The following is a 21,254-nucleotide window of genomic DNA, read 5'->3' as shown; positions in this document are numbered from 1 at the left end:
CAAACCGCCCGCATATCTCTTCAGATACCAATAATGTCAAAGAGCCAGAGACAAAAACCAGACCAGTGCGCCCTATTCCTACGACGCGCCCGCCCAGCAATGCCTCAGATGTTATCCGCCTCGTCTGCGATCCGCTCGAACCCTCAGGCCCTCGCCGCCGCCCCGTCTGGCGCCCCAACCGCGCCTCAGCGCCGCCGGTGAAGCGCTATCTACGGATACCTCTCCAAACCCGCAAGAAGAAAATACGGATTTTGTCAGATTTTTTTCATACAGCCTGCCAAGTGACTGTTTTTTCGGCTAAATCAGTAGCGCCCAAAAGCCTGCTCACCTGCTTGCTCGCACCGAGACCGGCCAAGCCTCGCTCCGACAGGTCGGCTGAACCGCCTGACAAGCGCGGGAAACACCCCAAGGCGCGGATTCTATCGTCGATATGCGAGGAGGAGTGGCAGCCCGTAGGGGAATCGAACCCCTCTTTCCAGGTTGAAAACCTGGCGTCCTAACCGATAGACGAACGGGCCATCCTGTAGCGGGCCTAGAGCAAGGCCCGCGCCGAGGCAAGTGCCCTTCTTCCCGCCGCATGGTCGCTCGATCCTGAGAGGGTCGAACCATCCGCTGCGTATGGGAGAAAAGGTGGCAGCCCGTAGGGGAATCGAACCCCTCTTTCCAGGTTGAAAACCTGGCGTCCTAACCGATAGACGAACGGGCCATGCCGTGGCGTGGGCGGTGTTTAGAAAAAGCCGCGCGGCGCTGCAAGAGGGATTTTCAGGAAATTTCACGCCCCGGGGAGCGCGGCGTCCTCGAGCCGGAGCTGCACGCTGCGCCGACCACGATATTCGTTGATCTCAAGCCGGCCGGCCAGATGTACGCGCTGGCCGCGATGCTCCGACAGGGCCTTGCCCATAGGACCGTCGAACGCACCGAAGGCGATGGCGTCGATGCGCGCGCCAAGCCCATCTCCGAAGGTCAGCTTCAGGTGGCCCTCGCCTACCTGCTTGGCATGGAGAATCTGCACATCGGGAAAGGCATAGCGCGGCGCGGGTGCTCCGGCGCCGAAAGGCCCGGCGCGATCAACGGCCTCGATGAGGTCCACATTGGCCGCACCGCACATCAGAACCCCGTCGAGCGTGAGGTCCGCAGCCCCGCCCTGCCCCGCGCCTTGCTTGGCCAGCAATTCGGACAGGCGCGCCATCGCCTCTTCGAGCCGGTCCTCGGCGACCGTCAGGCCGGCGGCCATCTTGTGACCGCCGCCTTTTATCAAGAGACCTTCGCTCGCAAGCCGCTGGATCGACGCGCCGAGATCGACGCCGGCGACCGACCGGCCCGATCCCTTGCCTTCGCCGCCGTCGAATCCGATGACGATGGCGGGACGATTGGTCATTTCTTTGAGGCGCGAGGCCACGATGCCGACCACCCCCGGATGCCAGCCGTCGCCTGCCGCCCAGACAAGCGGCGCATCGAGACCGCGTGCCTCGGCCTGGACAAGAGCCTGCGCGCGGACGACCGCCTCCACCTCTCGGCGCTCTGTATTCAGCCGGTCGAGTTCCTCGGCCATCGCCGCGGCCTCGTGAGGATTGTCGGTCGCAAGAAGCCGCGCGCCGAGATCGGCCTTGCCGATGCGCCCGCCCGCATTGACCCGAGGGCCGAGCACGTAACCGAGGTGATAGGAGCTTGGCGCGGTCTCGAGCCGAGCCACATCCGACAATGCGACAAGGCCGGGACGCGCGCGCCGGGCCATCACCGCAAGCCCCTGCCGGACAAGCGCGCGATTGACGCCGCGCAACGGGGCGACATCGGCCACTGTCGCCAAAGCGACGAGATCGAGCATCGCCATGAGATCCGGCCCCGCCTGACCTGCCTCGCGCATCTGCCGGCCGCATTCGACGAGCATCAGAAAGACGACCGCCGCAGCACAGAGATGCGCGAGCGCGCCGTCCTCGTCCTGCCGGTTCGGGTTCACGACCGCATGGGCCTCCGGCAGGGTCTCGCCCGCGAGGTGGTGATCGAGCACGACCACATCCGCGCCCGCCGCCGCCGCAATCGGGCCGTGGCTGAGGGTGCCGCAATCTACGCAGATGATCAGGTCGTGCCTGGCGGCCAGATCCGCCATCGCCGTATCGTTCGGACCATAGCCCTCATCGATCCGGTCGGGGATATAGAGCGTCGCAGCGCGTCCTTGCTGGCGGAGCCAATCGATCAGCAACGCAGCGGACGCGCCGCCATCCACATCGTAATCGGCGAAGATCGCAATCCGCTCCTTCCCGGAGACGGCCTTGAGAACGCGGCTCGCGGCGCGCTCCATATCGCGCAGGCCGCGCGGATCGGGGAGGAGGTCGCGAAGACGCGGCTCGAGAAAGCCTTCCACCGAATCCGGTGTGACACCAAGGCGCGCGAGCGTTCCGCACAGCGCCGGAGCGAGCCCGGTTTCCTGCTGCGTCGCCTCGGCGAGCCGCTGCACCTCGGCGCTCGGGCCGACCCAGCGTCGGCCGGTCAGGGATTGCGACACACCGAGATACGCAGGCGATTCCTGACCCGCCGCTCTCACTGCCGTTATTGCGTTGCCGTCACCCGCCAAGACCAGCGCCAGGGCTCAGCGCGTCGGGTTGCGGTAAACCATGCGGCGCACCGACCCGGTCTTGGACCGCATGAGAATCGTCTCGGTCGTCAGGTAGCCGACCTCGCGCTTGATGCCCGGCAATAGCGAGCCACTGGTCACGCCGGTCGCGGCGAAGATCACGTGGTCGGTGACCATGTCGTCGCGCGCATAGATCTTGTCGAGATCGGTGATACCGGCCTTTTCGGCCCGGCCGCGTTCGTCGTCATTGCGGAAAAGCAGACGACCGTAGATCTGACCGCCCATGCATTTGAGCGCCGACGCGGCAAGAACGCCTTCGGGTGCGCCGCCCTGCCCCATATACATGTCGATCCCGGTCATTGCCGGTTCGGCGGTGTGCATGACGCCGGCCACGTCGCCATCGGTGATCAGCCGGATCGCAGCGCCGGTGGAGCGGACCTCGCCGATCATCTCTTCGTGGCGGGGACGCTCGAGGATGCAGACAGTGATCTCGTCGAGCTGGCAGCCTTTCGCTTTCGCCAGGGCCTCGACACGCTCGCGCGGGCTCATGTCGAGGGTGACGACACCCTCGGGATAGCCGGGTCCGATCGCGAGCTTGTCCATGTAGACGTCCGGCGCGTGCAGCATCGTGCCGCGCGGGCCCATCGCGATCACCGTCAGCGCGTTCGGCATATCCTTGGCGGTTAACGTCGTGCCTTCGAGCGGATCGAGCGCGATGTCGACACCCGGCCCCGTGCCGTTGCCCACTTCCTCCCCGATGTAAAGCATCGGTGCCTCGTCCCGTTCGCCCTCACCAATGACGACGACGCCCTTGATGTCGAGCCGGTTGAGCTGGTCGCGCATCGCGTTGACGGCAGCTTGATCGGCAGCCTTCTCGTCGCCGCGCCCGATGAAATCGGCAGAGGCGATGGCGGCCTGTTCAGCGACACGGGCGAGCCCGAGCGACAGCATACGGTCGTTGAAATCCTGGGGCGCGCTCATCAATACTCTCCGATATGGGTGCAATATGTCGAGCTCACTCCTAGCGCGGGCCGTCACGGGGGCGCAAGGCAGTGTGCGCTAACGGTCAGCTGCCGTCAGGCGATGGACCGCGCGAAGGGTCAGTCGGTCGACATCACGGCTCATCAGCAGCTTGCCCGCGACGACGCCCTGAACGTCGAACCAGCGCGCCTCTTCCGCATCATAGGCGGCCTGCGCGTCGCCCTTTGCATCGATGCAAAGCCACGCATCGAGTTCATAGAGCAGACCTGCACGGGACAGGGTGAGCGTGCCGAGAGGCGTTCCTGCCGTCGCCTGAAGACCGGTTTCCTCGAAGAGCTCGCGGATCGCGCAATCGAGCGCAGTCTCTCCGGGCTCGCGTTTGCCGCCCGGAAACCCCCAGAGGCCCGCATCGGGACGGTGCGAGCGGCGCACCAGGAGCGCCGCCCCCTCCCGGATCACCACCGCGAGGGAGGCGCGGATCACCTCAGACCTGCTCGATCCTGAGCGCGACAGGATCGCTCGCCAGAACGCCCGTGCGGCTCATCGCGCCGAGCGCGCGGTCGAGCGCATCGCGCGTCGTCTTGTGCGTCACGATCAGAACCGGCGCGCTGTCGGAGGAATGATCGTATTGCCGCATCCGGTTGATCGAGATGCCCGCCTCGCCAAGCGCGGTCGCGACTTTCGCCAGCGCGCCGGGTTTGTCGAGAAGGCGCATCCGCAGGTAATAGGGCGCGGGCGTTGCGACCGTGGCGGGCTGGGCTTTCGTCAGGGCGCTCGCGGGCTTGCCGAAGGTCGGGATCCTGAGGCCCCGCGCGATATCCATCACGTCGCCCATCACGGCAGACGCGGTCGGCCCCTCGCCCGCACCCGCGCCGCGCAGCACGATCTGCCCGACCATGTCGCCTTCGATCACCACCATGTTGGTGCCGCCGTCGAGCTGGCCGAGCGGCGAGGTCTGCGGCACGAGACACGGTGCCATTCGCTGCTCGAGCCCCCGGCCCGTCATGCGCGCCACGCCCAGAAGCTTGATCTTGTAGCCCATATCGGCGGCCTGCCGGATATCGTCGATCGAGACCTTGCCGATCCCCTCGAGATCGACGCCGCTGAAGGCGACCTCGGTGCCGAAGGCGATGGAGGCGAGAAGCGCGAGCTTGTGCCCGGCATCGATGCCGCCCACGTCCAGCTCCGGATCGGCTTCGAGGTAGCCCAGATCGTCCGCCTCCTCGAAGGCCTCGCGATAGCTGAGCCCGGCACTTTCCATCCGGGTCAGGATGTAATTGCAGGTACCGTTCATCACGCCCATCACGCGCGTGACCTCGTTGCCGGCAAGCCCTTCGGTGAGCGCCTTGATAACCGGAATGCCGCCTGCGACCGCCGCTTCGAACCGGAGCGCCGCGCCGTTCTCCTCGGCGAGCGTTGCAAGCTTCTGGCCATGATGGGCCAGCATCGCCTTGTTCGCAGTCACGACATCCTTGCCAGAGGCAAGCGCGGCTTCGGTCGCGGCCTTGGCCGGGCCATCCGAGCCGCCCATCAGCTCGACGAGCACGTCGATATCGTCGCGCCGCGCCAGCGCCACCGGATCGTCGACCCATTCGTAGGCCGAAAGGCTGACGCCGCGATCCTTGTCGCGATTGCGGGCGGAGACGGCGACGATCTCGACGGGGCGTCCGGTCCGTGTCGCCAGGAGATTGGCTTTCTGCCGAACGATCTTCACGACGCCCGCACCTACGGTGCCGAGACCTGCAATCCCCAGTCGCAGCGGGTCAGACATGAAGGAAGCTCCCTGGTTCTTTGTGCTCGCCGCCCCTCTAGCCGGTCGGCGGGCAGGCTGCAACGTGGGTTAGCGCGTCGCAACGCCCCCGGCCATCCGGCGACGCGTGGCGGCATCTATGACCGGCCCCTGAAGTGCCGCCGCGCGCCCGCGCAGCGCCGCCGCACGCGCTTCGACACCGGCGCGAACCTCGGGCGTCGCGCGCGCTACAGAGCCGCGAAGAAGCTGGTCGATGGGCAGAAGGTCGGGATAAGGCGCATCCGCAACACCGGGCGTGGCCGTGGCGTCGAGCTCGGGGAACTGCGTGCAGGCCGTGGCAAGCCCGGTCATCAGCAGGAAGAGAGCAAGGCGCATCCGGTCTCCAACAAGTGTGTCCCCATGCCAAAACGTCTTGCCCGACACCCCGTCGCTTGGCAAGGATGAAGCCGCTTGATCTGAACGGGTGTTCATATCATCCTTTCGCGCATGGCGCGTACCCGAGGCTCACATTCCGATATCACCGGCCCGCGCGTCGAACGCGCGGCGCTGCGGTTGTTCGCAAAACACGGCTACGCCGCCGTCTCCATGCGCCAGATCGCGACAGAAGTCGGCGTGCAGGCGGGCGCGCTCTATAACTACACGCCCGACAAGCAGATGCTGCTCGTCTCGCTGATGAAGACTCACATGCAGGATCTGTTGGCCGCCTACGAGGCCTGGCCGAAGCCGGTCGATCCGCTCGGGCGTCTCGAGGCGTTCACGCGGTTTCACCTCAGCTTCAACTCAGAGCGTCCGGAAGCGGTCTTTATTTCATACATGGAGCTGCGGAACCTGACGCCCGAGCATTTCAACGAAATCGCCGCCTTGCGTAGCCGCTACGAAAGAGCCCTCGTCGAGATCCTCGAGGAGGGCGTGCAAGACGGCATCTTCCAGCTCGAGGACGCCCGTGTGACCGCGTTCGCGATCATCGGCATGCTGACGCAGGTCAACACCTGGTTCCGCGAGGACGGACGTCTCTCGCGCGCCGATGTCGAAGCGCTCTACTGGACGATGGTACAGCGGCTCGTATCCGCCTGACGCTACCGCGCCGCCTGGATCGAGCGCAGATATTCCGTGATCGCCACAAGCTTGCGCGGTGTCGGGGTCAGGACGCCATCGCCGCTGTCGTAAGGAACCAGCTCACCCGACAGCAGCTCACCGAATTCCGGCATGGCCGGCCCGTCAATATCCGATCTCGCGTAGCCGTCGATCGTCGAGAGAACCCGTGCCGTCGGGAAGGTGTCGCCCGAGCGCACGCTGAGTAGCGTGAGGTTCTTCGGCGGCACGCGCATCGCGCGCGCCATGCGTCCATCGCCTTTCGCGTCCGCCCCATGACAGGCCGCGCAATACTCCATGAAGAGTTGCTCGCCCTCGGCAGCGCTCGGCATGCCGGCGCTCGCCGCCGTGGTCGTCTGCATTCCGGTCTCGTCGCACGCCGCAAGCGTTGCGACTGCCAGCCCCAAAGCCATCAAACCCGTCGTTTTCATCTGTCCTGCCCTTTTGTCTCGTGCCCTTTCATTTTCTCGCGCCTCGGGGCCGGTGGCGCAAGCCCCGGATGACGGAGCGACATCTTTCGGCGTGACTTGACCGCCAAGGCGCGCCAGGGTCCGCGCGGCTCAGCGGAGAGGAATTGAAATGCTGCACTATGCCTCGATCATGCTTCTCGCCGGGATTGGCATTCCGTTGCTCGCGGCTTTGAATGCCGCGCTTGGCGTCAGGATCGGATCGCCCGCAGGCGCAGCGGCGATCCTGTTCACGGTCGCGTTCATCGCGGCGGGGGTCATCGCGCTGCTGACGGGCCCGCACGCGATCCTGAAAGCTGCCGATGCGCCAAGGCATCTGTTCCTCGCAGGGCTGCTCGTTGCCTTCTACGTGCTGTCGATCACCTATGTCGCGCCGCATTTCGGCATCGGGAACGCGGTGTTCTTCGTGCTTTTGGGGCAGCTTATCTCAGCGGCGATCATCGACCAGTTCGGCCTTTTCGGAGCGCGCCCATCCCCGCTGACGATGACGCGGGCGACGGGGATCGCGGTGATGGCGCTCGGTGTCTGGATCACGCAGAAAGCGTGATCACTCGACAACCAAGTTGCTGACGCTCGCGTCGATCGAGGTCTCCGTATCGTCACTGTCGCCCGAGATTGCGACGCCGACCAGCGCGCCCGGCTGAGTGCCGAACGCTGCCTCGTGATCCGCCGCGAGATCGACGCTCTCCTCATGCGCGCCGGTGCCGGACGGGCGCAGAACAACGGTCTTGCCGCGCTCTCCAAGATAGGGGCTGTCGAGCATCTCTCGGCGTTCGTGATCGCCGCCCCAGACGTAGACGAGTGCGCGAATGTCGTCCTCGTTCAGAAGGCTGGTGATCGCGACGCCCTGCATCTCCTCGGCGCGGTCTTCGGGCAGGAAAACGAAATAGACGGCGAGATTGCGGTCATCTCCGCCCTTTTGCGAAAGGTCGGTCGGCGGCACGCCTTCATCGACGCCCCAGGACCAGCTGGCCGACCTTGCGCTCCAGTTTTCTTCGGCCAAGGGACGATAGGCAATCGAAACAGTCCCGTCCGATCCGACCGCGAGCGTGTCGCCGTTGAAATCATAGTCATTGCCCGAGAAGAGCGAGAAGCGCTGGACTTTCCACGCGTCGTCGAAGGGCACGCTGGCGGCGAACGCGGCGCCAGCGGCGGCAAGGGTCACGGCTCCGGCGGCGAGGGTCGATATGATACGCATAAGGGACGTCCTTTCGTTTCGCACAAACACGAGGCTAGCCCGCATGGCTGTTTCAACGAAAAACGTCTGCGTGACGGATGTCAGAGCGTCGAAGGGCCGACGAAGGCAATCCGATCCTCGGGAATGGCTTCGGTCAGCCCATCCAGCGAGATCACCGTGCCATCCGACAGAGTGACGGTCACGCCCGTCGCTGTGACGGTCTGGCTCTCGATTTCCGGGGCAGGCTCGGCATCGTAGCGCACGATAATCTGATCGTCCTCGGCGTTGAAATCGGTGATCGCCGCAGTCCCGCCGACCGAGAAGACATCCGCGCCCGCCCCGCCGGTCCCCTGATCACCGGCACCGAGTTCGAGAAAGTCGTCGCCGTCGCCGCCGTCGAGCTCATCGGCCTCGTCGTCATCGCTCGTCTCGTCAGCGCCATAGAGGATGTCATCACCCGCCCCGCCTGCCAGCGTGTCGGCACCGGCACCGCCGAAGAGCGCGTCATCACCGTCCTCGCCGAAGAGCCCATCATCGCCGTCCTCGCCGAGCAGCGTGTCGTTGTCGTCGCCGCCGAAGATGTCGTCATCCCCCTCGCGGCCAAAGACGACATCGTCCCCCTCGTCGGTCTCGACCGTGTCGTCGCCGCTTAGCGCATCGACAACATCGTTCTCAGAGGTGCCGAGAAGCACATCGGCGAGCGGACCGCCCTCTGTCGTGATCTCGAGCTCTTCGATATCCGGGGCATCGGTCTCTTCCGGCTCATCCTCGCCATCGCCGAGACCCAGTAGACCCGCGCCGACCGCGAGAGGTGTGAGCGCAACAAGCGCGAACAACAATTCCAAGGACATAGAGCTCATCCATCAGCGAAACCCGCGGCGAAGATGCCCCGCGATACCGGCCGAATTAGGACCCGTTTGCGACAATTTACGACATTTTTCCCGGATCCGTCAGAGCGTCCGCAATTGCCCCTGGTCAAGCTGCACCTGCCGATCCATGCGCGCGGCAAGCTCATGATTATGCGTTGCGATCACCGCTGACAGGCCGGTGTCGCGCACGAGCGCCATCAGCGCCGCAAACACCTTGTCGGAAGTGTCGGGGTCGAGATTGCCGGTGGGTTCGTCCGCCAGCAGAAGGCGCGGCTTGTTCGCCATCGCGCGGCAGAAGGCAACGCGCTGCTGCTCGCCGCCTGACAAGGCAGCAGGCCGATGCCGCGCGCGGTCCGCGATGCCGACGCTGTCGAGAAGCGTCATAGCCCGCGCCTCCGCCTCGCGAGAGCCCGCCCCATTCGCGAGTTGCGGCAGAACCACGTTCTCGAGTGCGGTGAACTCCGGAAGAAGGTGGTGGAACTGGTAGACGAAGCCCACGCTGTCGCGGCGCACCGCGGTGCGTTTGCGATCGTTCTCGCCGCTCATCTCCTCGCCGCCGATCACGACGCGGCCGTCGTCGGGTGTATCGAGAAGGCCCGCAATGTGAAGAAGCGTTGACTTGCCCGCGCCCGATGGCGCGACGAGGGCCACCACCTCGCCCTCGCCGACGCTGAGATCGACCTCGCGCAGAACGCGAATTTCGTTCCGCAAGCCCTTGTTATATATCTTGGTAATGCGTTCGAGGCGGAGCACCGTGTCATTCATAGCGCAGCGCCTCCACCGGGTTCATCCGCGCCGCGCGGCGGGCGGGAAAGATCGTGACGAGGAAGGACAGGCCCAGCGACAGGCCCACCGCCGACATCACGTCGCCGAACTCGAGCTTGGCGGGCAGCTGGTAGAGGCCGCGCACCGAAGGGTCCCAGACCCCGCCCCCCGCGACGAAATTCACCGCCGAGAAGATCGGGTCGATATAGATCGCGAAAAGGCACCCCAGGATGACGCCCGCCACGGTGCCGATGATCCCGGTGAAGGCCCCGCAGATGAAGAAGACCCGAAGCACCGCGCCCTCCGTCAGGCCCATCGTCCGAAGGATTCCAATATCCCGCCCCTTGTTCTTCACAAGCATGATGAGCCCCGAGGTGATGTTCATCGCCGCAATCAGAACGAGGATCGACAGGATGACGAACATCACGTTGTCTTCGACCTCGAGGGCGGAAAGAAAGCCGCCAGAGGCGTCCTGCCATGTCCAGAGATAGGCGCCCTCGCCCGCCGCTGCCGCGATCGCCGCTCGGTACTGACCAATGTTTTCGGGATTCTCGACCATGACCTCGATCTCGTCGGCCTGCCCTTCGCGATTGAAGTAGAGCTGCGCCTCTTCGAACGGCATGTAGATGCGCGTGCGGTCGATGTCGTAGCGCCCGGCCGAGAAGACGTAGATCACGTCATAGGACTTCACGCGCGGGCTCTGGCCGAAGGCGGTCTTCACCCCGTCAGGCGAGATCAGCTTGACCTGATCGCCAAGCCCCACGCCCAGCTCGCGCGCAACGCCGGAGCCGATCGCGATGCCGCTGTCGTACTCGTCGATATTTCCGATGCCGGTCTCGGGATCAACGATGCGCGGCAGGGTCTGCAGATCCTCGGCGCGCGTGCCGAACACCTCGACCCCGGAATTGCGCCCGTTGGCATTGGCCATGACCTGGCCACGCACGATAGCTGCGGCATGGGTCACGCCCTCGACCTCGGCGATGCGCGCCGCGCGTTCCTCGAAATCCTGGAAGGTGCGGATGGAATTGCCCGCCGCGTCCTGCGTGCCGCCCGAATAGACCGATGCATGGGCGTTCGCGCCGAGGATCGTGTCGACGAATTCCGCCCGAAAACCCGAGCGGACCGCCAGCGTCGCAATCAGGGCGAACACCGCAAGAGTGATGCCGACAAGGCTAATCCAGGTCATCACGCTGACGCCGCCCTCTGCGCGTTTCGCGCGAAGGTATCGCCAGGCGATCATCCATTCGAACCCCGCGAAGGGGGCGGTGCGTCGGGCCATGAGGCTGCCTTTCTGTAGCTCGCGCCTAGGTGATCGCTTGCCGCGCGCGGGTCAAGCGTGGGGCGTCTTTTCTTCGGCGCGCGCACGCTTAGGTGATGGTCAAAGGAGAACCACCATGACCCGTATCCTCGTAATTGGCGCGTCCAAGGGCATCGGCCTTGAGGTCGTCAAACAAGCATTGAGCCGAAACCATGAAGTCCGCGCTTTCGCCCGGAGCGCGGACAAGATCGAACTCGACGCGGCTGGACTCGAACGCTGGCCCGGCGACGCCACCTCTGCGGGCGATCTTGCCCCGGCCCTCGACGGCGTGGACGCGGTCGTCTCCTGCCTCGGCATCGAGGAAAGCGTCTCGATGATCTGGAAGCCGGTCTCGCTGTTCTCGAAATCGACCGAAGCGCTTTTGCCGCTGATGGAAGAGAAAGGCCCCAAACGCCTCCTGATCGTTACCGGGATCGGCGCGGGCGAGTCGATCGAGGCGCTCAGCTGGATCGAGCGGCAGGGCCATTCCTTCCTTCTGGGCGAGCCTTACAAGGACAAGACCCGGCAGGAAGAGATGGTCAAGGCAAGCTCGCTCGACTGGACCATCGCGCGCCCGACGATCCTTCGAAACCGCAAGGGAACGGGACGTTACAAGGTGCTGACAGACCCCAAGAGCTGGCGGATGGGCCTGATCCCGCGCGGCGATGTCGCACATTTCCTCGTCCGGGCGATCGAGGACGGCGCACATATCCGCGAGGCACCGGTCCTCACCTCTTGAGCAATTCAGCGCGCGCGGCATAGACTTTTGTCATGTCGCTCTTTGCCCGGATCGCCGAACAGAAGATGCAGGAAGCGCTCGAGGACGGCGTCTTCGACAATCTGCCGGGTGCGGGCAAGCCGCTCAGCGATCTCAGCACCTCTGACGGGCTCGATCCGATCACGCGGGCAGGCTACCGGATCATGTCCGAGGCGGGCGCCATTCCGCAGGAGCTGGAGCTGCGGAACCTGCTGCGCGAGGCGCAGGCGGAACTCGCGCAGGAGTCAGATCCCGAACGGCGCGCGATGCTGATGCGCCGCGTCACCGATCTTGGTCTGCGCCATGCGCTCGCCAAGGAAGCGCGGCTCCGCGGACGCTGACCCCTTGCCGCCGGGGCCGCGGATTGCATACTCGCGCCCATGACCGGACCCAGATTGACCCGACTCGCCCAGACGCTTCCCTCCGACGTGCCCTTCATCGGCCCCGAAGAGCAAGAGCGGACGATGGGCCGCCCCTTCCGCGCCCGGATCGGCGCGAACGAATCCGTCTTCGGCCCCTCTCCGCGCGCCATCGAAGCGCTGAGCGCCGCGGCGCCGGAGGCCTGGATGTATTCCGATGCCTCGAACCACGAGCTGATCGCCGCGCTTGCCGAACATATGGACGCGCGGCCCGAGAACATCGTCGTCGGCGCAGGCATCGACGGGCTTCTGGGCGTGCTCGTCCGCGTTCTGGTGGAACCAGGCGACGCGGTCGTGACCACGAACGGCGCGTATCCGACCTTCAACTACCATGTGAACGGCTTCGGCGGCGTCCTCCACAAGGTGCCGTTCCGCGAGGACCGCGAAGATCTGCCGGCGCTCTTCGCCAAGGCGGCCGAGGTCGACGCGAAGATCGTCTACATGTCGAACCCGGACAACCCGATGGGCTCCTGGTGGACCGGCCGCGAGATCGAGGAGGCGCTGGATCTCATTCCCGACGGCACGCTCTTCCTTCTCGACGAGGCTTATATCGAGTTCGCCCCCGAGGGCACCGCGCCGAGAATCGATCCCGAAGATCCGCGCGTCATCCGCACCCGGACCTTTTCCAAAGCGCATGGGCTCGCCGCGATGCGCGTCGGTTACGCCTGTGCCGCCGCGCCGCTCATCAAGGCGTTCGACAAGGTGCGAGACCATTTCGGCATGACGCGGCCTGGCCAGGAAGCTGCACTCGCCTCCCTGAACGACAAGGTCTGGCTGGAGGAAGTGCGCACCGAAGCGGCGAAATCCAAGGCGCGGATCGCCAAGATCGCCGAAGCGAACGGTCTGACACCCCTGCCCTCGGCGACAAACTTCGTCGCCATCGACTGCGGGCGCGACGGGGCCTTTGCAAAGGCGATTCTCGATGCGCTGGTGGCGCGGGGTGTTTTCGTGCGGATGCCGTTCGCCGAGCCGCAGAACCGCTGTATCCGGGTCAGTTGCGGCAGCCCGCAAGACCTCGATGTCTTCGCCGAGGTTCTTCCCCACGCGATAGAGGACGCGAAAGCGGCGCAAGCAGGCTAGGGCTTTCCTTAACGTCAATCTGCATTATCGTCTCCGCTATCGACGGAGGCGAAGCCATGCGCGATCACACCCCAAGCAGGGCCCCGGATTTCACCAATGCCGCGCTGATCATGGGCGGGGTGAATCTCGTCTGGATATTCGGCGTGGTCTGGGCGCTCTACGGGCTCCTGCCCGTCCTGCTGATCGGCTGGGGGCTCAATCGCTGGATCGACCGGCTCGCAACACGGCGCGGCTAACCTTCTGCGATCACCCGTGCCGCCGCCGAGACGCCGCCGGCCCCATGCGGCACCGCAAGCGCCGCGAGTCCGGCTTCGACGGTCCCGAGAAGCCCCAGGATCATGTGCGCGTTCACATGGCCCATATGGCCGAACCGGAAGAACCCCTCGCCCTTGGGATCGCCCTCTTCGGACATGCCGAGCCCGATTCCGAGCGTCACGCCCGCCTGCTCCGCCGTCCAGGCACGCAGACGCGCCCCATGTGGCGCGCCGAGGCGGAGCGCGGTGACCGCGTGGCTGCGATGCGCCGGATCGGCGACGTTGAGGCGCAAGGGCCCGTCCTCTCCCCAGGTCTCGGCCGCGGCCCAGATCGCGCGGGCAAGAACGGCGTGCCGCGCCCAGACCGCCTCCATCCCCTCGGCATGGATGAGATCGAGCGCTGCGCGCAACCCGTAGAGGTGGTGCGTGGGAGCTGTGCCTCCGAAATACTGGTAGAACATCTCGGGCGCGGCCCGCTCGCTCCAGTCCCAGTAGCGCGAAACGCGGGGCATCTTCGCCCTGACCGCCGCCGCGCGATCGTTGAAGAACACGAAGCCCAGCCCCGGCGGCACCATCAGGCCCTTCTGCGACGCGGTGATCATCAGATCGGCGCCCCAGAGATCCATCTCGAACCGGTCACAGCCAAGCGAGGCGATGCAATCGACCGCGAGCAGCGCGGGATGCCCCGCTTCCTCGAGCGCGCGGCGGCATTCGGCGATATCGGAGCGAATCGAGCTCGATGTATCGACATGCACCGTCAGCACGGCCTTGATCTTCTGGCCCTTGTCCTCGAGGAGCCGCGCCTTCAGAGCCTCTGGATCGACCGGAGCTTGCTTGCCGAACTCCAGGAGATCGACCTCGATCCCCATCGCGCGCGCCATCTCCGCCCAGCCATGCCCGAACCGGCCGGTGGCGCAGACAAGCACACTCTCGCCCGGCATGACGATGTTGGAGAGAGCCGCTTCCCACGTCCCGTGCCCGTTGGCGATGTAGATCGCCACATGCCCGTCCGTCCGCGCGACGCGCTTCAGATCCGGGATCAGCCCGTCCACCATCGTCGGCAGTTCGCCCTCGTAGATGTTCGGCGAGGCGCGGTGCATCGCCTGGAGGACAGCGTCGGGCATGACCGATGGGCCCGGAATGGCAAGATACGGACGGCCATGAGCAAGGGACATTGAGCAGCCTTTCGATGGATGACGGCGCATCTTACAGATGCAGCCGCGCGACCCTACCTCGACGCGGCGAGAGGTCAATGTAGGGCGACAATCCGGCCGGCACTGTGGCTAAGGCCTTTTCCCATCGCGCCCGAGACGATAGACCCGCCTCGCAAGGTAATGTCGGACGTTATGAGCAAGACTTTCTGGACCCGGGTTGGTGACGCCGAAAGGCAGATCATGCGCTCTTTTGGCAAGGACATCACCTCGCCGAAGCAGAGATTCCTGAGTCATCTGCATTTTTCGTTCTTCGATCACGCGATCCTGCGCGGCTTCTGGACGAACTTCTTCGAGATCGCACCGGGCGTGTACCGCTCAAACCATCCAACGCATCGCCGCTTCCGCCGCTACAAGAAGATGGGTATCAAGTCCGTCATCAATCTACGCGGCGAGGACAAGTTTTCCTTCTATCTCTTCGAGAAGGAGATCTGCGAAGAGCTTGGCCTGACGCTGATCGACGCCAAGATGTGGGCGCGCAACGCCACCAAGAACACGCGGCTCCTCGCCGTGGTCGACGCGATGCGGACCGCCGAGAAGCCCTTGGTCTTTCACTGCAAATCCGGCGCGGATCGCACCGGCATCGCCGCCGCGATGTATCTTCTTATTTTCGAGGGCGCGAGCATCGCAGAGGCCCGCAAGCAGCTCGGCCTAAGATATGTCCATCTCAAGTTCACCAAGACCGGCGTGCAGGATTACATACTCGACGTCTTTGAGGCCCGGCAGGCAAGCGGAGAGATCGGCTTCGAGGACTGGCTGCGCGACGAATATGATGCCGGCCGCATTCAGGCGGCCTTCGATGCGAACCGCCCGGCTAAAGACGTGGCGCTTCCGGCATGAGCGCGAAGGGCCCCTTAAAGACCACCGAGGATTACGACGCGGGCGAAGACAATACCTTCGGCGAGCGTATGGGCCTGATCGCCTGGATCAGCCGCGATTATCTTGCCAAGCACTGGATCTGGTTCATCGCCGCCTTCTTCTTCATGTCGATCGAAGGCGCGATGTTCGGCGCACTCTCGTATATGATGAAGCCGATGTTCGACCGGGTCTTCGTTGGCGGCGAGGCCGACATGATCGGACTGGTCGGACTCATCTTCTTCGGGATCTTCTTTATCCGCGCGGTCGCGGGAATCGCGCAGAAGACGATCCTGGGGCGCGTCAGCCAGATCAGCATCAACGAGCTGCGCGAGGATCTCTTGCGCCACGTGATGCGGCTCGACGGCTCGTTCCACCAAAGCTACGGGCCGGGTTACCTGATGCAGCGTCTCAACGGCGATGTCGCCACGATCAATTCGGTCTGGAAGGCGCTCATCACCGGCGCGGGGCGCGATGTGGTGGCGCTGTTCTCCCTCTTCGGGGTGGCCTTCTTCATCGATTGGCGCTGGACGCTGGTCGCGCTCGTTGGGGCGCCGCTGCTCATCATGCCCGCCTTCGCGATCCAGCGCTTCCTGCGCGGCACGTCTCGGCGCGCGAGGGACATGCAGGCCGGGCTCTCGACTCGCCTCAACGAGATTTTCACCGGTATCGTCCCGATCAAGCTCAATACGCTTGAGACTTACCAGGCCGGGCGGTTCGCGTCGCTGGCAGACCGGCTCCTGGCGGTGCGTATCCGCGCGGCCGCAGCGTCCGCCGCCGTGCCGGGACTGATCGATATCATGTCGGGCATGGGCTTCGCTGCCGTTCTCTATTTCGGCGGCTCCGAGATCATGTCGGGCGAAAAGACCGTCGGCGATTTCGTCGCCTTCTTCACCGCGATCGGCCTCGCCTTCGAGCCTCTGCGGCGCCTCGGCAGCCTGTCGGGCACGTTGCAACCCGCGATCGCGGGGCTCGAGCGGTTGCGCGAGCTTTTCGATCTCGAACCCGACGTGCGCGATCCGGCCCACCCCAAGCCCGCCCCGAGCGGCGTGCCCGAGATCCGGCTCGACAATGTCCATGCGAGCTATGGCGACCAGGCAGTCTTGCGCGGCGCGCACTTCACCGCCGAGGCAGGCCAGGTCACCGCTCTGGTCGGCCCGTCCGGCGCGGGCAAGTCCACGATCTTCAACCTGCTCACTCGGATGATCGACCCCAGCTCGGGCGCCGTCATGCTGGACGGGGTGCCGACGACAGAGATGCGCCTCGAGGAGCTGCGCGCGCTGTTCTCGGTCGTCAGCCAGGACGCGCTTCTTTTCGACGAGTCGCTCCGCGACAACATCCTGCTAGGCCGCGACGACATTCCCGAAGAGAAGTTGCAGGCAGCGCTTGATGCGGCCCATGTCACCGCCTTCCTGCCAGATCTCGACGGCGGGCTCGACGCCTCTGTCGGCCCGCGCGGCTCGAAGCTCTCGGGCGGCCAGCGACAGCGCGTCGCCATCGCCCGTGCGATCCTGCGCGACACGCCGGTCCTGCTTCTCGACGAGGCGACATCGGCGCTCGACGCCAAGGTCGAGGCGCATGTGCAGGAGGCGCTGGAGACGCTGTCGAAGGGCCGCACGACGCTCGTGATCGCGCACCGGCTGTCGACGATCCGCAACGCCGACAAGATCGTCGTGATGCAGGATGGCGCGGTCGTGCAGCAAGGCGTGCATGACAGCCTAATCGAACAGGGCGGCCTTTATGCCGATCTCCACAGGCTTCAATTTGACGGCAGCGAATAGCCGCTCCGGTTGCAGCTTGCCCTGCCAAGGCATAGGGTCTGGTCCAAAGATATGAGGCGACCATGAGCGAGACCGACCGCACGGTTCTGCGCGTCTCTGGGCCCGAGGCTCACCGATTCCTGCAGAACCTCGTTACCAACGACCTCGACCGGCTGGACAAGGGCCCGGTCTACACCGCCCTTCTGACACCGCAGGGCAAGTATCGCGCGGATTTCTTCGCGATTGCCGACGACGATACGATCCTGCTCGATGTGGCGTCACACCAATCCGGCGATCTTCTGAAGGCGCTCACGCTCTACAAGCTGCGCTCCAAGGTCGAGATCGAAGAAACCGATATCGTCGTCGCGCGCGGCCTCGGGGCGGCTCCGGACGACGCGCTCACCGATCCGCGCGATCCGCGCATGGGCTGGCGCGCCTATGACGGACGCGCGTCCGAGGAAGGTGTCGATTGGGATGCGGCGCGCGTTGCCGCCGGGGTGCCGCTTGCCGGTGTCGAACTCGATCCGGACAGCTATATCCTCGAAATGGGATTCGAGCGATTGAACGGCGTCGATTTCCGTAAAGGCTGCTTCATCGGCCAGGAGGTCACCGCGCGCATGAAACACAAGACCGAGCTGAAGAAGGGTCTCGCTGTCGTGGAAGTCGAGGGCTCCGCCCCCCTCGGCACCGAGATCACCGCAGACGGCAAACCCGCCGGCACGCTCTTCACGCAATCGGGCGGCGCAGGCCTTGCCTATTTGCGCTTCGCGCGCGCCAGTGGCGAGATGCAGGCGGGCGACGCATCCGTGAAGGTGCAGGGATGAGCCTGCCGCAAGCCCTTCTCGACACCTATGACAGCCACGTGGTCTCGCACGAGCCGCTGCATGGCGGAGATCTGTCCGAAGTCGCGCTCGTGACGCTTGGCAACGGGGACCGGCTTGTCGCCAAGCGCGGCCCACTTGTCGACGCCGAGGGCCGGATGCTGTCGGCCATGCGGATGCTTTATGCGCCGGTACCCGAGGTCATTCACGTCGAGCACGGTCTTCTCTGCATGGAATATCTCGAAGAGGCGACGCCAGGTCCGCGTCGTTGGCGAGAATTCGGCACAGCGCTTGCGCGGATGCATTCCTGGGCCGGTCAGGGCTATGGCTGGAACGAGGATTACGCTTTCGGCTCTTTGCGTATCGAGAACGAGACGCTGCCGACCTGGCCGGAATTCTGGGCCGAGCGCCGGCTCCTCCCCTTCCTACCGAACCTGCCGGCCGAACTTGGTCAACGAATCGAAGCACTCGCGGCCCGCGTCGGAGAGCGGCTTCCGCGCGATCCGAACCCTGCGCTCCTTCACGGCGATCTCTGGACCGGCAACCTTCTTTTCACGAAGGATCAGGCGGTGATGATCGACCCGGCCTGTTATTACGGGCATTCGGAAGTCGACCTGGCGATGCTGACGCTCTTCGGAGAGCCCGATACGGCGTTCTGGCGCGGCTACGGCAAGCTGGAGCCCGGCTATTCCGAACGTGAAGCGATCTACAAGCTCTGGCCGGCCCTCGTCCATTTGACGCTCTTCGGGGACAGCTACCGTCCGATGGTCGAGCGCTTCCTGGCGGATGCGGAGATGTGATCCCGGTTCTTGGGTTGGCGGAAATACCGCGGGGGTGAATTGGCGGCTCCGCCGCCAAGAGGGGGCAGCGCCCCTTCCCCTCTAACGAAAATGCCCCGCGCCATTGGCCGGGGCATTTAGACTCAAACCCGAAACGCCGAATTCAGGCGCGTTCGGAGTATTCCATGGTCTCGGTATTGACGACGATCTCCTCGTCCGGCCCGACGAAGGGCGGCACCGTGATCTTCACGCCATTGTCGAGCAGCGCCGGCTTGAACGAGTTGGCGGCGGTTTGACCCTTCACCACTGGCTCGGTCTCCGCGACACGACAGGTCACTTTCTGCGGCAGCGTCGCGTTGAGCGCCTCGCTGTCGTAGAACTCCACGACGATGGTCATGCCGTCCTGGAGGAAGGGCCGGCGCTCGCCGAGAATCTCGGCATCGAGCGTAACCTGGTCGAAGGTCTCGGTATCCATGAAGGTCAGCTGTCCCTCGCTCTCGAAGAGGAACTGCATGTCCCGCTGCTCAAGGCGGACGCGCTCCACCTTGTCGGCAGAGCGGAAGCGCTCGTTCAGCTTCGAGCCGTTGCGAAGGTTGCGCATCTCTACCTGCGCGAAGGCGCCGCCCTTGCCGGGTTTGACGTGGTCGACCTTTACGGCGGCCCAGAGCCCTCCGTTATGCTCGAGCACGTTTCCCGGGCGGATTTCGTTACCGTTGATCTTGGCCATGGCAAAACCTTGTCGGAAGGTTGATCGGAATTCGGCTGACCCTATATCTGCCCCTTAGTGCCCCTGCAACCTTACCATATCTCGTAGGGAAAACAGGCGCCGCTATGACCATGACGCAAGGGAGCCATGCAATTTCGCTGTATCCGAATCGCAGCAAATAGGCCATAAGGCCCCTTACGCCCGGAACACAAGACCAATAATCCAAAGGACGATCCATGCGAGATTTCGTAGACGCAACGGCTTTCAACGCTGAGCAGGGAAACCGCGCTCGCAAGCTTTTTGCGGCCGTTGTGCTCGCTGCGCTCGACGATGCTATCGCCGATGACAAGAAATACGGCAACGGCCCCGAGCAGATCGCTCGTTGGGCACGTTCGCGCGACGGCCGCGAGGTTCTGACCTGCGCGGGTATCGACCCGAACGAACGTGTCGTGGAAGGCCTGATGGAGTTCGTCGGCAAAGGCGTGCGCACCTCCGTGGCCCTGTCGCGCGAGGAAAGCGAGCGTCGTAACGCAGCGCTTCAGGCGGAAGCCGCCTGATTCCATCTATCCAAGACCGGATCTGAATTTGGGCGCGTTCTTCTGAACGCGCCCTTTTTTATTCGCCGCTCAAGTTGAAGACCGGGCTACTCGAAATCCTGGCTCGCAAGCGCGCGCTGGATCTCGCGGCGGACGAGCTTGCGTACGTTCCGCGTGATCCGCTCCCCGAGCGTGCCCTGCAGTTCCTGGCGCACGATGCCTGCGACGAGGCTACGAAGCGCCTCCTCGTCGAGCGCGGGGACCGAACCGGTCCGATCGTCCCTGTCCTCGAGGTCATCGGCCATGCTGGAGAGATGTCCCGCGCGGCGGGATTGGAAAAGCGCGCCGGACATCGGCGTGTCCTCCCAATCGAGAGACGCTTCCGGCCCGTGCGCGAAGGCTGCATTCTCGCCATCCCCGGGCATGTCGCTATCCCATTCCTCGGACGCGCCACCGATCATGGATTCGAGCTCCGCGATCTTCTCTTCGAGGCTCATTCCGCTGCGGACCGAGCGGGGCTCCGCTATCGCCTCCACGGGCTCGGGCGTTTGCACCGCCTCTTCCGGCAGCTCATCCGGCTCGGCGTTGTCCGCCGAGTCCAACGCCTGGCTGGCGTCTTCCTCCGAAGCGGACATATCCTCTGTGTCGCCGCCCGCTTGATCTTCTGCGGCGTCGCTTTCCGCCTCGTCCTCTTTCGCGCTTTCGCTGGCAAAGAGCGCGGCGAGTTCATCCTGCACGACCTTCGCGAGAACGTCTGCGTCGGCCCCGTTCACCGGCGCGGCCCTTTCCGGGGCGGCCGCGTCTGCCATCTGCGCGCTCTCGGTCTCGGGCTGCGCTGGCACGTTCTTCGGATCGGTGAGGAGGATGGGTGCCTCCCCTGCCCCTTCGGACGGGCGCCCCTGCGGCTCGGGATCGCTGACCGCCACTCGCTGCGCGGGGGTCAGGACAAGCCGTTCAACGGATTGAGGCGCCGACGCGCGGACGGCGGACTCAGCCTGTTTCGCAGGCTCCGCAGCGCCCGACCGACCGTCATCAGAGACGAGACGCCGGATCGACGCTAGGACATCCTCGATTTCTACGTTCGAGACTGGTTTCGACATTTACTT

General features: G+C 64.8%; 24 protein-coding genes and 2 tRNA genes. 11 read left to right on the top strand and 15 right to left on the bottom strand.

Annotated elements, in window-relative coordinates:
- Positions 1 to 443: 443 nt before the first annotated feature.
- The 7 genes from FIU91_RS07550 to FIU91_RS07520 all read right to left on the bottom strand — a co-directional run bounded on the left by FIU91_RS07550 (position 444) and on the right by FIU91_RS07520 (position 5,678).
- A tRNA-Glu gene (locus FIU91_RS07550) sits at positions 444 to 518 on the bottom strand.
- Between the two features lie 113 nt (positions 519 to 631).
- A tRNA-Glu gene (locus FIU91_RS07545) sits at positions 632 to 706 on the bottom strand.
- 66 nt (positions 707 to 772) lie between these two features.
- Complete coding sequence (gene recJ, locus FIU91_RS07540) at positions 773 to 2,503, bottom strand: single-stranded-DNA-specific exonuclease RecJ (protein ID WP_254702063.1); 1,731 nt, start codon at positions 2,501 to 2,503, stop codon at positions 773 to 775.
- An 84-nt stretch (positions 2,504 to 2,587) separates the two neighbouring features.
- Positions 2,588 to 3,553, bottom strand: a complete 966-nt coding sequence (glpX, locus tag FIU91_RS07535) for a class II fructose-bisphosphatase (RefSeq protein ID WP_093014607.1) — start codon at positions 3,551 to 3,553, stop codon at positions 2,588 to 2,590.
- A 78-nt stretch (positions 3,554 to 3,631) separates the two neighbouring features.
- A complete protein-coding gene (locus tag FIU91_RS07530; RefSeq protein WP_216651637.1) occupies positions 3,632 to 4,036 on the bottom strand; it encodes an NUDIX domain-containing protein in 405 nt (134 codons plus the stop codon).
- 1 nt (position 4,037) lies between these two features.
- Positions 4,038 to 5,324, bottom strand: coding sequence for a homoserine dehydrogenase (locus FIU91_RS07525; RefSeq protein WP_093014613.1), 1,287 nt, complete (start codon positions 5,322 to 5,324; stop codon positions 4,038 to 4,040).
- 69 nt (positions 5,325 to 5,393) lie between these two features.
- On the bottom strand, positions 5,394 to 5,678 hold the full coding sequence (locus FIU91_RS07520; protein ID WP_152462033.1) for a hypothetical protein: 285 nt from the start codon (positions 5,676 to 5,678) through the stop codon (positions 5,394 to 5,396).
- A 111-nt stretch (positions 5,679 to 5,789) separates the two neighbouring features.
- Here FIU91_RS07520 and FIU91_RS07515 point away from each other — a divergent pair, with 111 nt between their 5' ends.
- Positions 5,790 to 6,377 carry a TetR/AcrR family transcriptional regulator gene (locus FIU91_RS07515; RefSeq protein ID WP_152462032.1) on the top strand — a complete coding sequence of 196 codons (588 nt, stop codon included), beginning with the start codon at positions 5,790 to 5,792 and terminating at the stop codon, positions 6,375 to 6,377.
- A 2-nt stretch (positions 6,378 to 6,379) separates the two neighbouring features.
- On the opposite strand, the gene FIU91_RS07510 is transcribed toward FIU91_RS07515, so the two are convergent.
- The gene (locus FIU91_RS07510; protein ID WP_245760295.1) at positions 6,380 to 6,826 is read right to left on the bottom strand and encodes a cytochrome c; all 447 of its coding nucleotides are present in this window, start codon (positions 6,824 to 6,826) and stop codon (positions 6,380 to 6,382) included.
- Positions 6,827 to 6,974: 148 nt separating this feature from the next.
- Between FIU91_RS07510 and FIU91_RS07505 the strand changes: the two genes are divergently transcribed.
- The gene (locus FIU91_RS07505; RefSeq protein ID WP_152462031.1) at positions 6,975 to 7,409 is read left to right on the top strand and encodes a DMT family transporter; all 435 of its coding nucleotides are present in this window, start codon (positions 6,975 to 6,977) and stop codon (positions 7,407 to 7,409) included.
- Here FIU91_RS07505 and FIU91_RS07500 read toward each other — a convergent pair whose 3' ends face one another.
- The 4 genes from FIU91_RS07500 to FIU91_RS07485 form a co-directional block, all read right to left on the bottom strand.
- On the bottom strand, positions 7,410 to 8,060 hold the full coding sequence (locus tag FIU91_RS07500; protein WP_152462030.1) for a DUF3047 domain-containing protein: 651 nt from the start codon (positions 8,058 to 8,060) through the stop codon (positions 7,410 to 7,412).
- Positions 8,061 to 8,140: 80 nt separating this feature from the next.
- A complete protein-coding gene (locus tag FIU91_RS07495; protein ID WP_172974963.1) occupies positions 8,141 to 8,890 on the bottom strand; it encodes a calcium-binding protein in 750 nt (249 codons plus the stop codon).
- A 99-nt stretch (positions 8,891 to 8,989) separates the two neighbouring features.
- Complete coding sequence (locus tag FIU91_RS07490) at positions 8,990 to 9,673, bottom strand: ABC transporter ATP-binding protein (RefSeq protein ID WP_152462028.1); 684 nt, start codon at positions 9,671 to 9,673, stop codon at positions 8,990 to 8,992.
- Positions 9,666 to 10,952, bottom strand: coding sequence for a lipoprotein-releasing ABC transporter permease subunit (locus FIU91_RS07485; protein WP_152462027.1), 1,287 nt, complete (start codon positions 10,950 to 10,952; stop codon positions 9,666 to 9,668). The genes FIU91_RS07490 and FIU91_RS07485 overlap by 8 nt, the downstream gene beginning before the upstream one ends.
- Positions 10,953 to 11,067: 115 nt before the next feature.
- On the opposite strand from FIU91_RS07485, the gene FIU91_RS07480 reads away from it, so the two are divergent.
- The 4 genes from FIU91_RS07480 to FIU91_RS07465 are packed head-to-tail and all read left to right on the top strand — an operon-like array spanning position 11,068 to position 13,462.
- On the top strand, positions 11,068 to 11,709 hold the full coding sequence (locus FIU91_RS07480; RefSeq protein ID WP_152462026.1) for an NAD(P)-dependent oxidoreductase: 642 nt from the start codon (positions 11,068 to 11,070) through the stop codon (positions 11,707 to 11,709).
- A gap of 32 nt (positions 11,710 to 11,741) precedes the next feature.
- The gene (locus FIU91_RS07475) at positions 11,742 to 12,068 is read left to right on the top strand and encodes a DUF1992 domain-containing protein (protein WP_152462025.1); all 327 of its coding nucleotides are present in this window, start codon (positions 11,742 to 11,744) and stop codon (positions 12,066 to 12,068) included.
- Positions 12,069 to 12,107: 39 nt separating this feature from the next.
- Positions 12,108 to 13,226 (top strand): pyridoxal phosphate-dependent aminotransferase, encoded by a 1,119-nt coding sequence (locus FIU91_RS07470; RefSeq protein WP_152462024.1) that lies wholly within the window; start codon positions 12,108 to 12,110, stop codon positions 13,224 to 13,226.
- A 56-nt stretch (positions 13,227 to 13,282) separates the two neighbouring features.
- Positions 13,283 to 13,462, top strand: a complete 180-nt coding sequence (locus FIU91_RS07465; protein WP_152462023.1) for a hypothetical protein — start codon at positions 13,283 to 13,285, stop codon at positions 13,460 to 13,462.
- Here the strand turns inward: FIU91_RS07465 and FIU91_RS07460 are convergent.
- Positions 13,459 to 14,655, bottom strand: a complete 1,197-nt coding sequence (locus tag FIU91_RS07460) for an alanine--glyoxylate aminotransferase family protein (protein WP_093014648.1) — start codon at positions 14,653 to 14,655, stop codon at positions 13,459 to 13,461. The two genes, FIU91_RS07465 and FIU91_RS07460, sit on opposite strands and share 4 nt — an antisense overlap.
- 171 nt (positions 14,656 to 14,826) lie before the next feature.
- On the opposite strand from FIU91_RS07460, the gene FIU91_RS07455 reads away from it, so the two are divergent.
- From FIU91_RS07455 to FIU91_RS07440, 4 genes are all read left to right on the top strand, one after another.
- The gene (locus tag FIU91_RS07455; protein ID WP_152462022.1) at positions 14,827 to 15,531 is read left to right on the top strand and encodes a tyrosine-protein phosphatase; all 705 of its coding nucleotides are present in this window, start codon (positions 14,827 to 14,829) and stop codon (positions 15,529 to 15,531) included.
- On the top strand, positions 15,528 to 17,327 hold the full coding sequence (locus tag FIU91_RS07450) for an ABC transporter ATP-binding protein (RefSeq protein WP_371418270.1): 1,800 nt from the start codon (positions 15,528 to 15,530) through the stop codon (positions 17,325 to 17,327). The genes FIU91_RS07455 and FIU91_RS07450 overlap by 4 nt, the downstream gene beginning before the upstream one ends.
- Positions 17,328 to 17,389: 62 nt before the next feature.
- Entirely contained in the window at positions 17,390 to 18,130 is a 741-nt protein-coding gene (locus FIU91_RS07445) for a folate-binding protein YgfZ (RefSeq protein WP_152462021.1), read from the top strand.
- On the top strand, positions 18,127 to 18,927 hold the full coding sequence (locus FIU91_RS07440; protein ID WP_093014654.1) for a fructosamine kinase family protein: 801 nt from the start codon (positions 18,127 to 18,129) through the stop codon (positions 18,925 to 18,927). The genes FIU91_RS07445 and FIU91_RS07440 overlap by 4 nt, the downstream gene beginning before the upstream one ends.
- A 142-nt stretch (positions 18,928 to 19,069) precedes the next feature.
- Here the strand turns inward: FIU91_RS07440 and efp are convergent, their stop codons facing one another.
- A complete protein-coding gene (gene efp, locus FIU91_RS07435) occupies positions 19,070 to 19,633 on the bottom strand; it encodes an elongation factor P (protein WP_152462020.1) in 564 nt (187 codons plus the stop codon).
- Between the two features lie 215 nt (positions 19,634 to 19,848).
- On the opposite strand from efp, the gene FIU91_RS07430 reads away from it, so the two are divergent.
- Positions 19,849 to 20,169 carry a DUF6280 family protein gene (locus FIU91_RS07430; RefSeq protein ID WP_093014660.1) on the top strand — a complete coding sequence of 107 codons (321 nt, stop codon included), beginning with the start codon at positions 19,849 to 19,851 and terminating at the stop codon, positions 20,167 to 20,169.
- A gap of 86 nt (positions 20,170 to 20,255) precedes the next feature.
- Here FIU91_RS07430 and FIU91_RS07425 read toward each other — a convergent pair whose 3' ends face one another.
- A complete protein-coding gene (locus FIU91_RS07425; protein WP_152462019.1) occupies positions 20,256 to 21,248 on the bottom strand; it encodes a hypothetical protein in 993 nt (330 codons plus the stop codon).
- Between the last annotated feature and the right edge of the window lie 6 nt (positions 21,249 to 21,254).

The organism is Roseivivax sp. THAF30 (genome assembly GCF_009363575.1).
Taxonomy (GTDB): Bacteria; Pseudomonadota; Alphaproteobacteria; order Rhodobacterales; family Rhodobacteraceae; genus Roseivivax; species Roseivivax halotolerans.
Note: the sequence above shows the minus strand (reverse complement) of the source record. Positions and strands in the feature narration are given on the sequence as shown.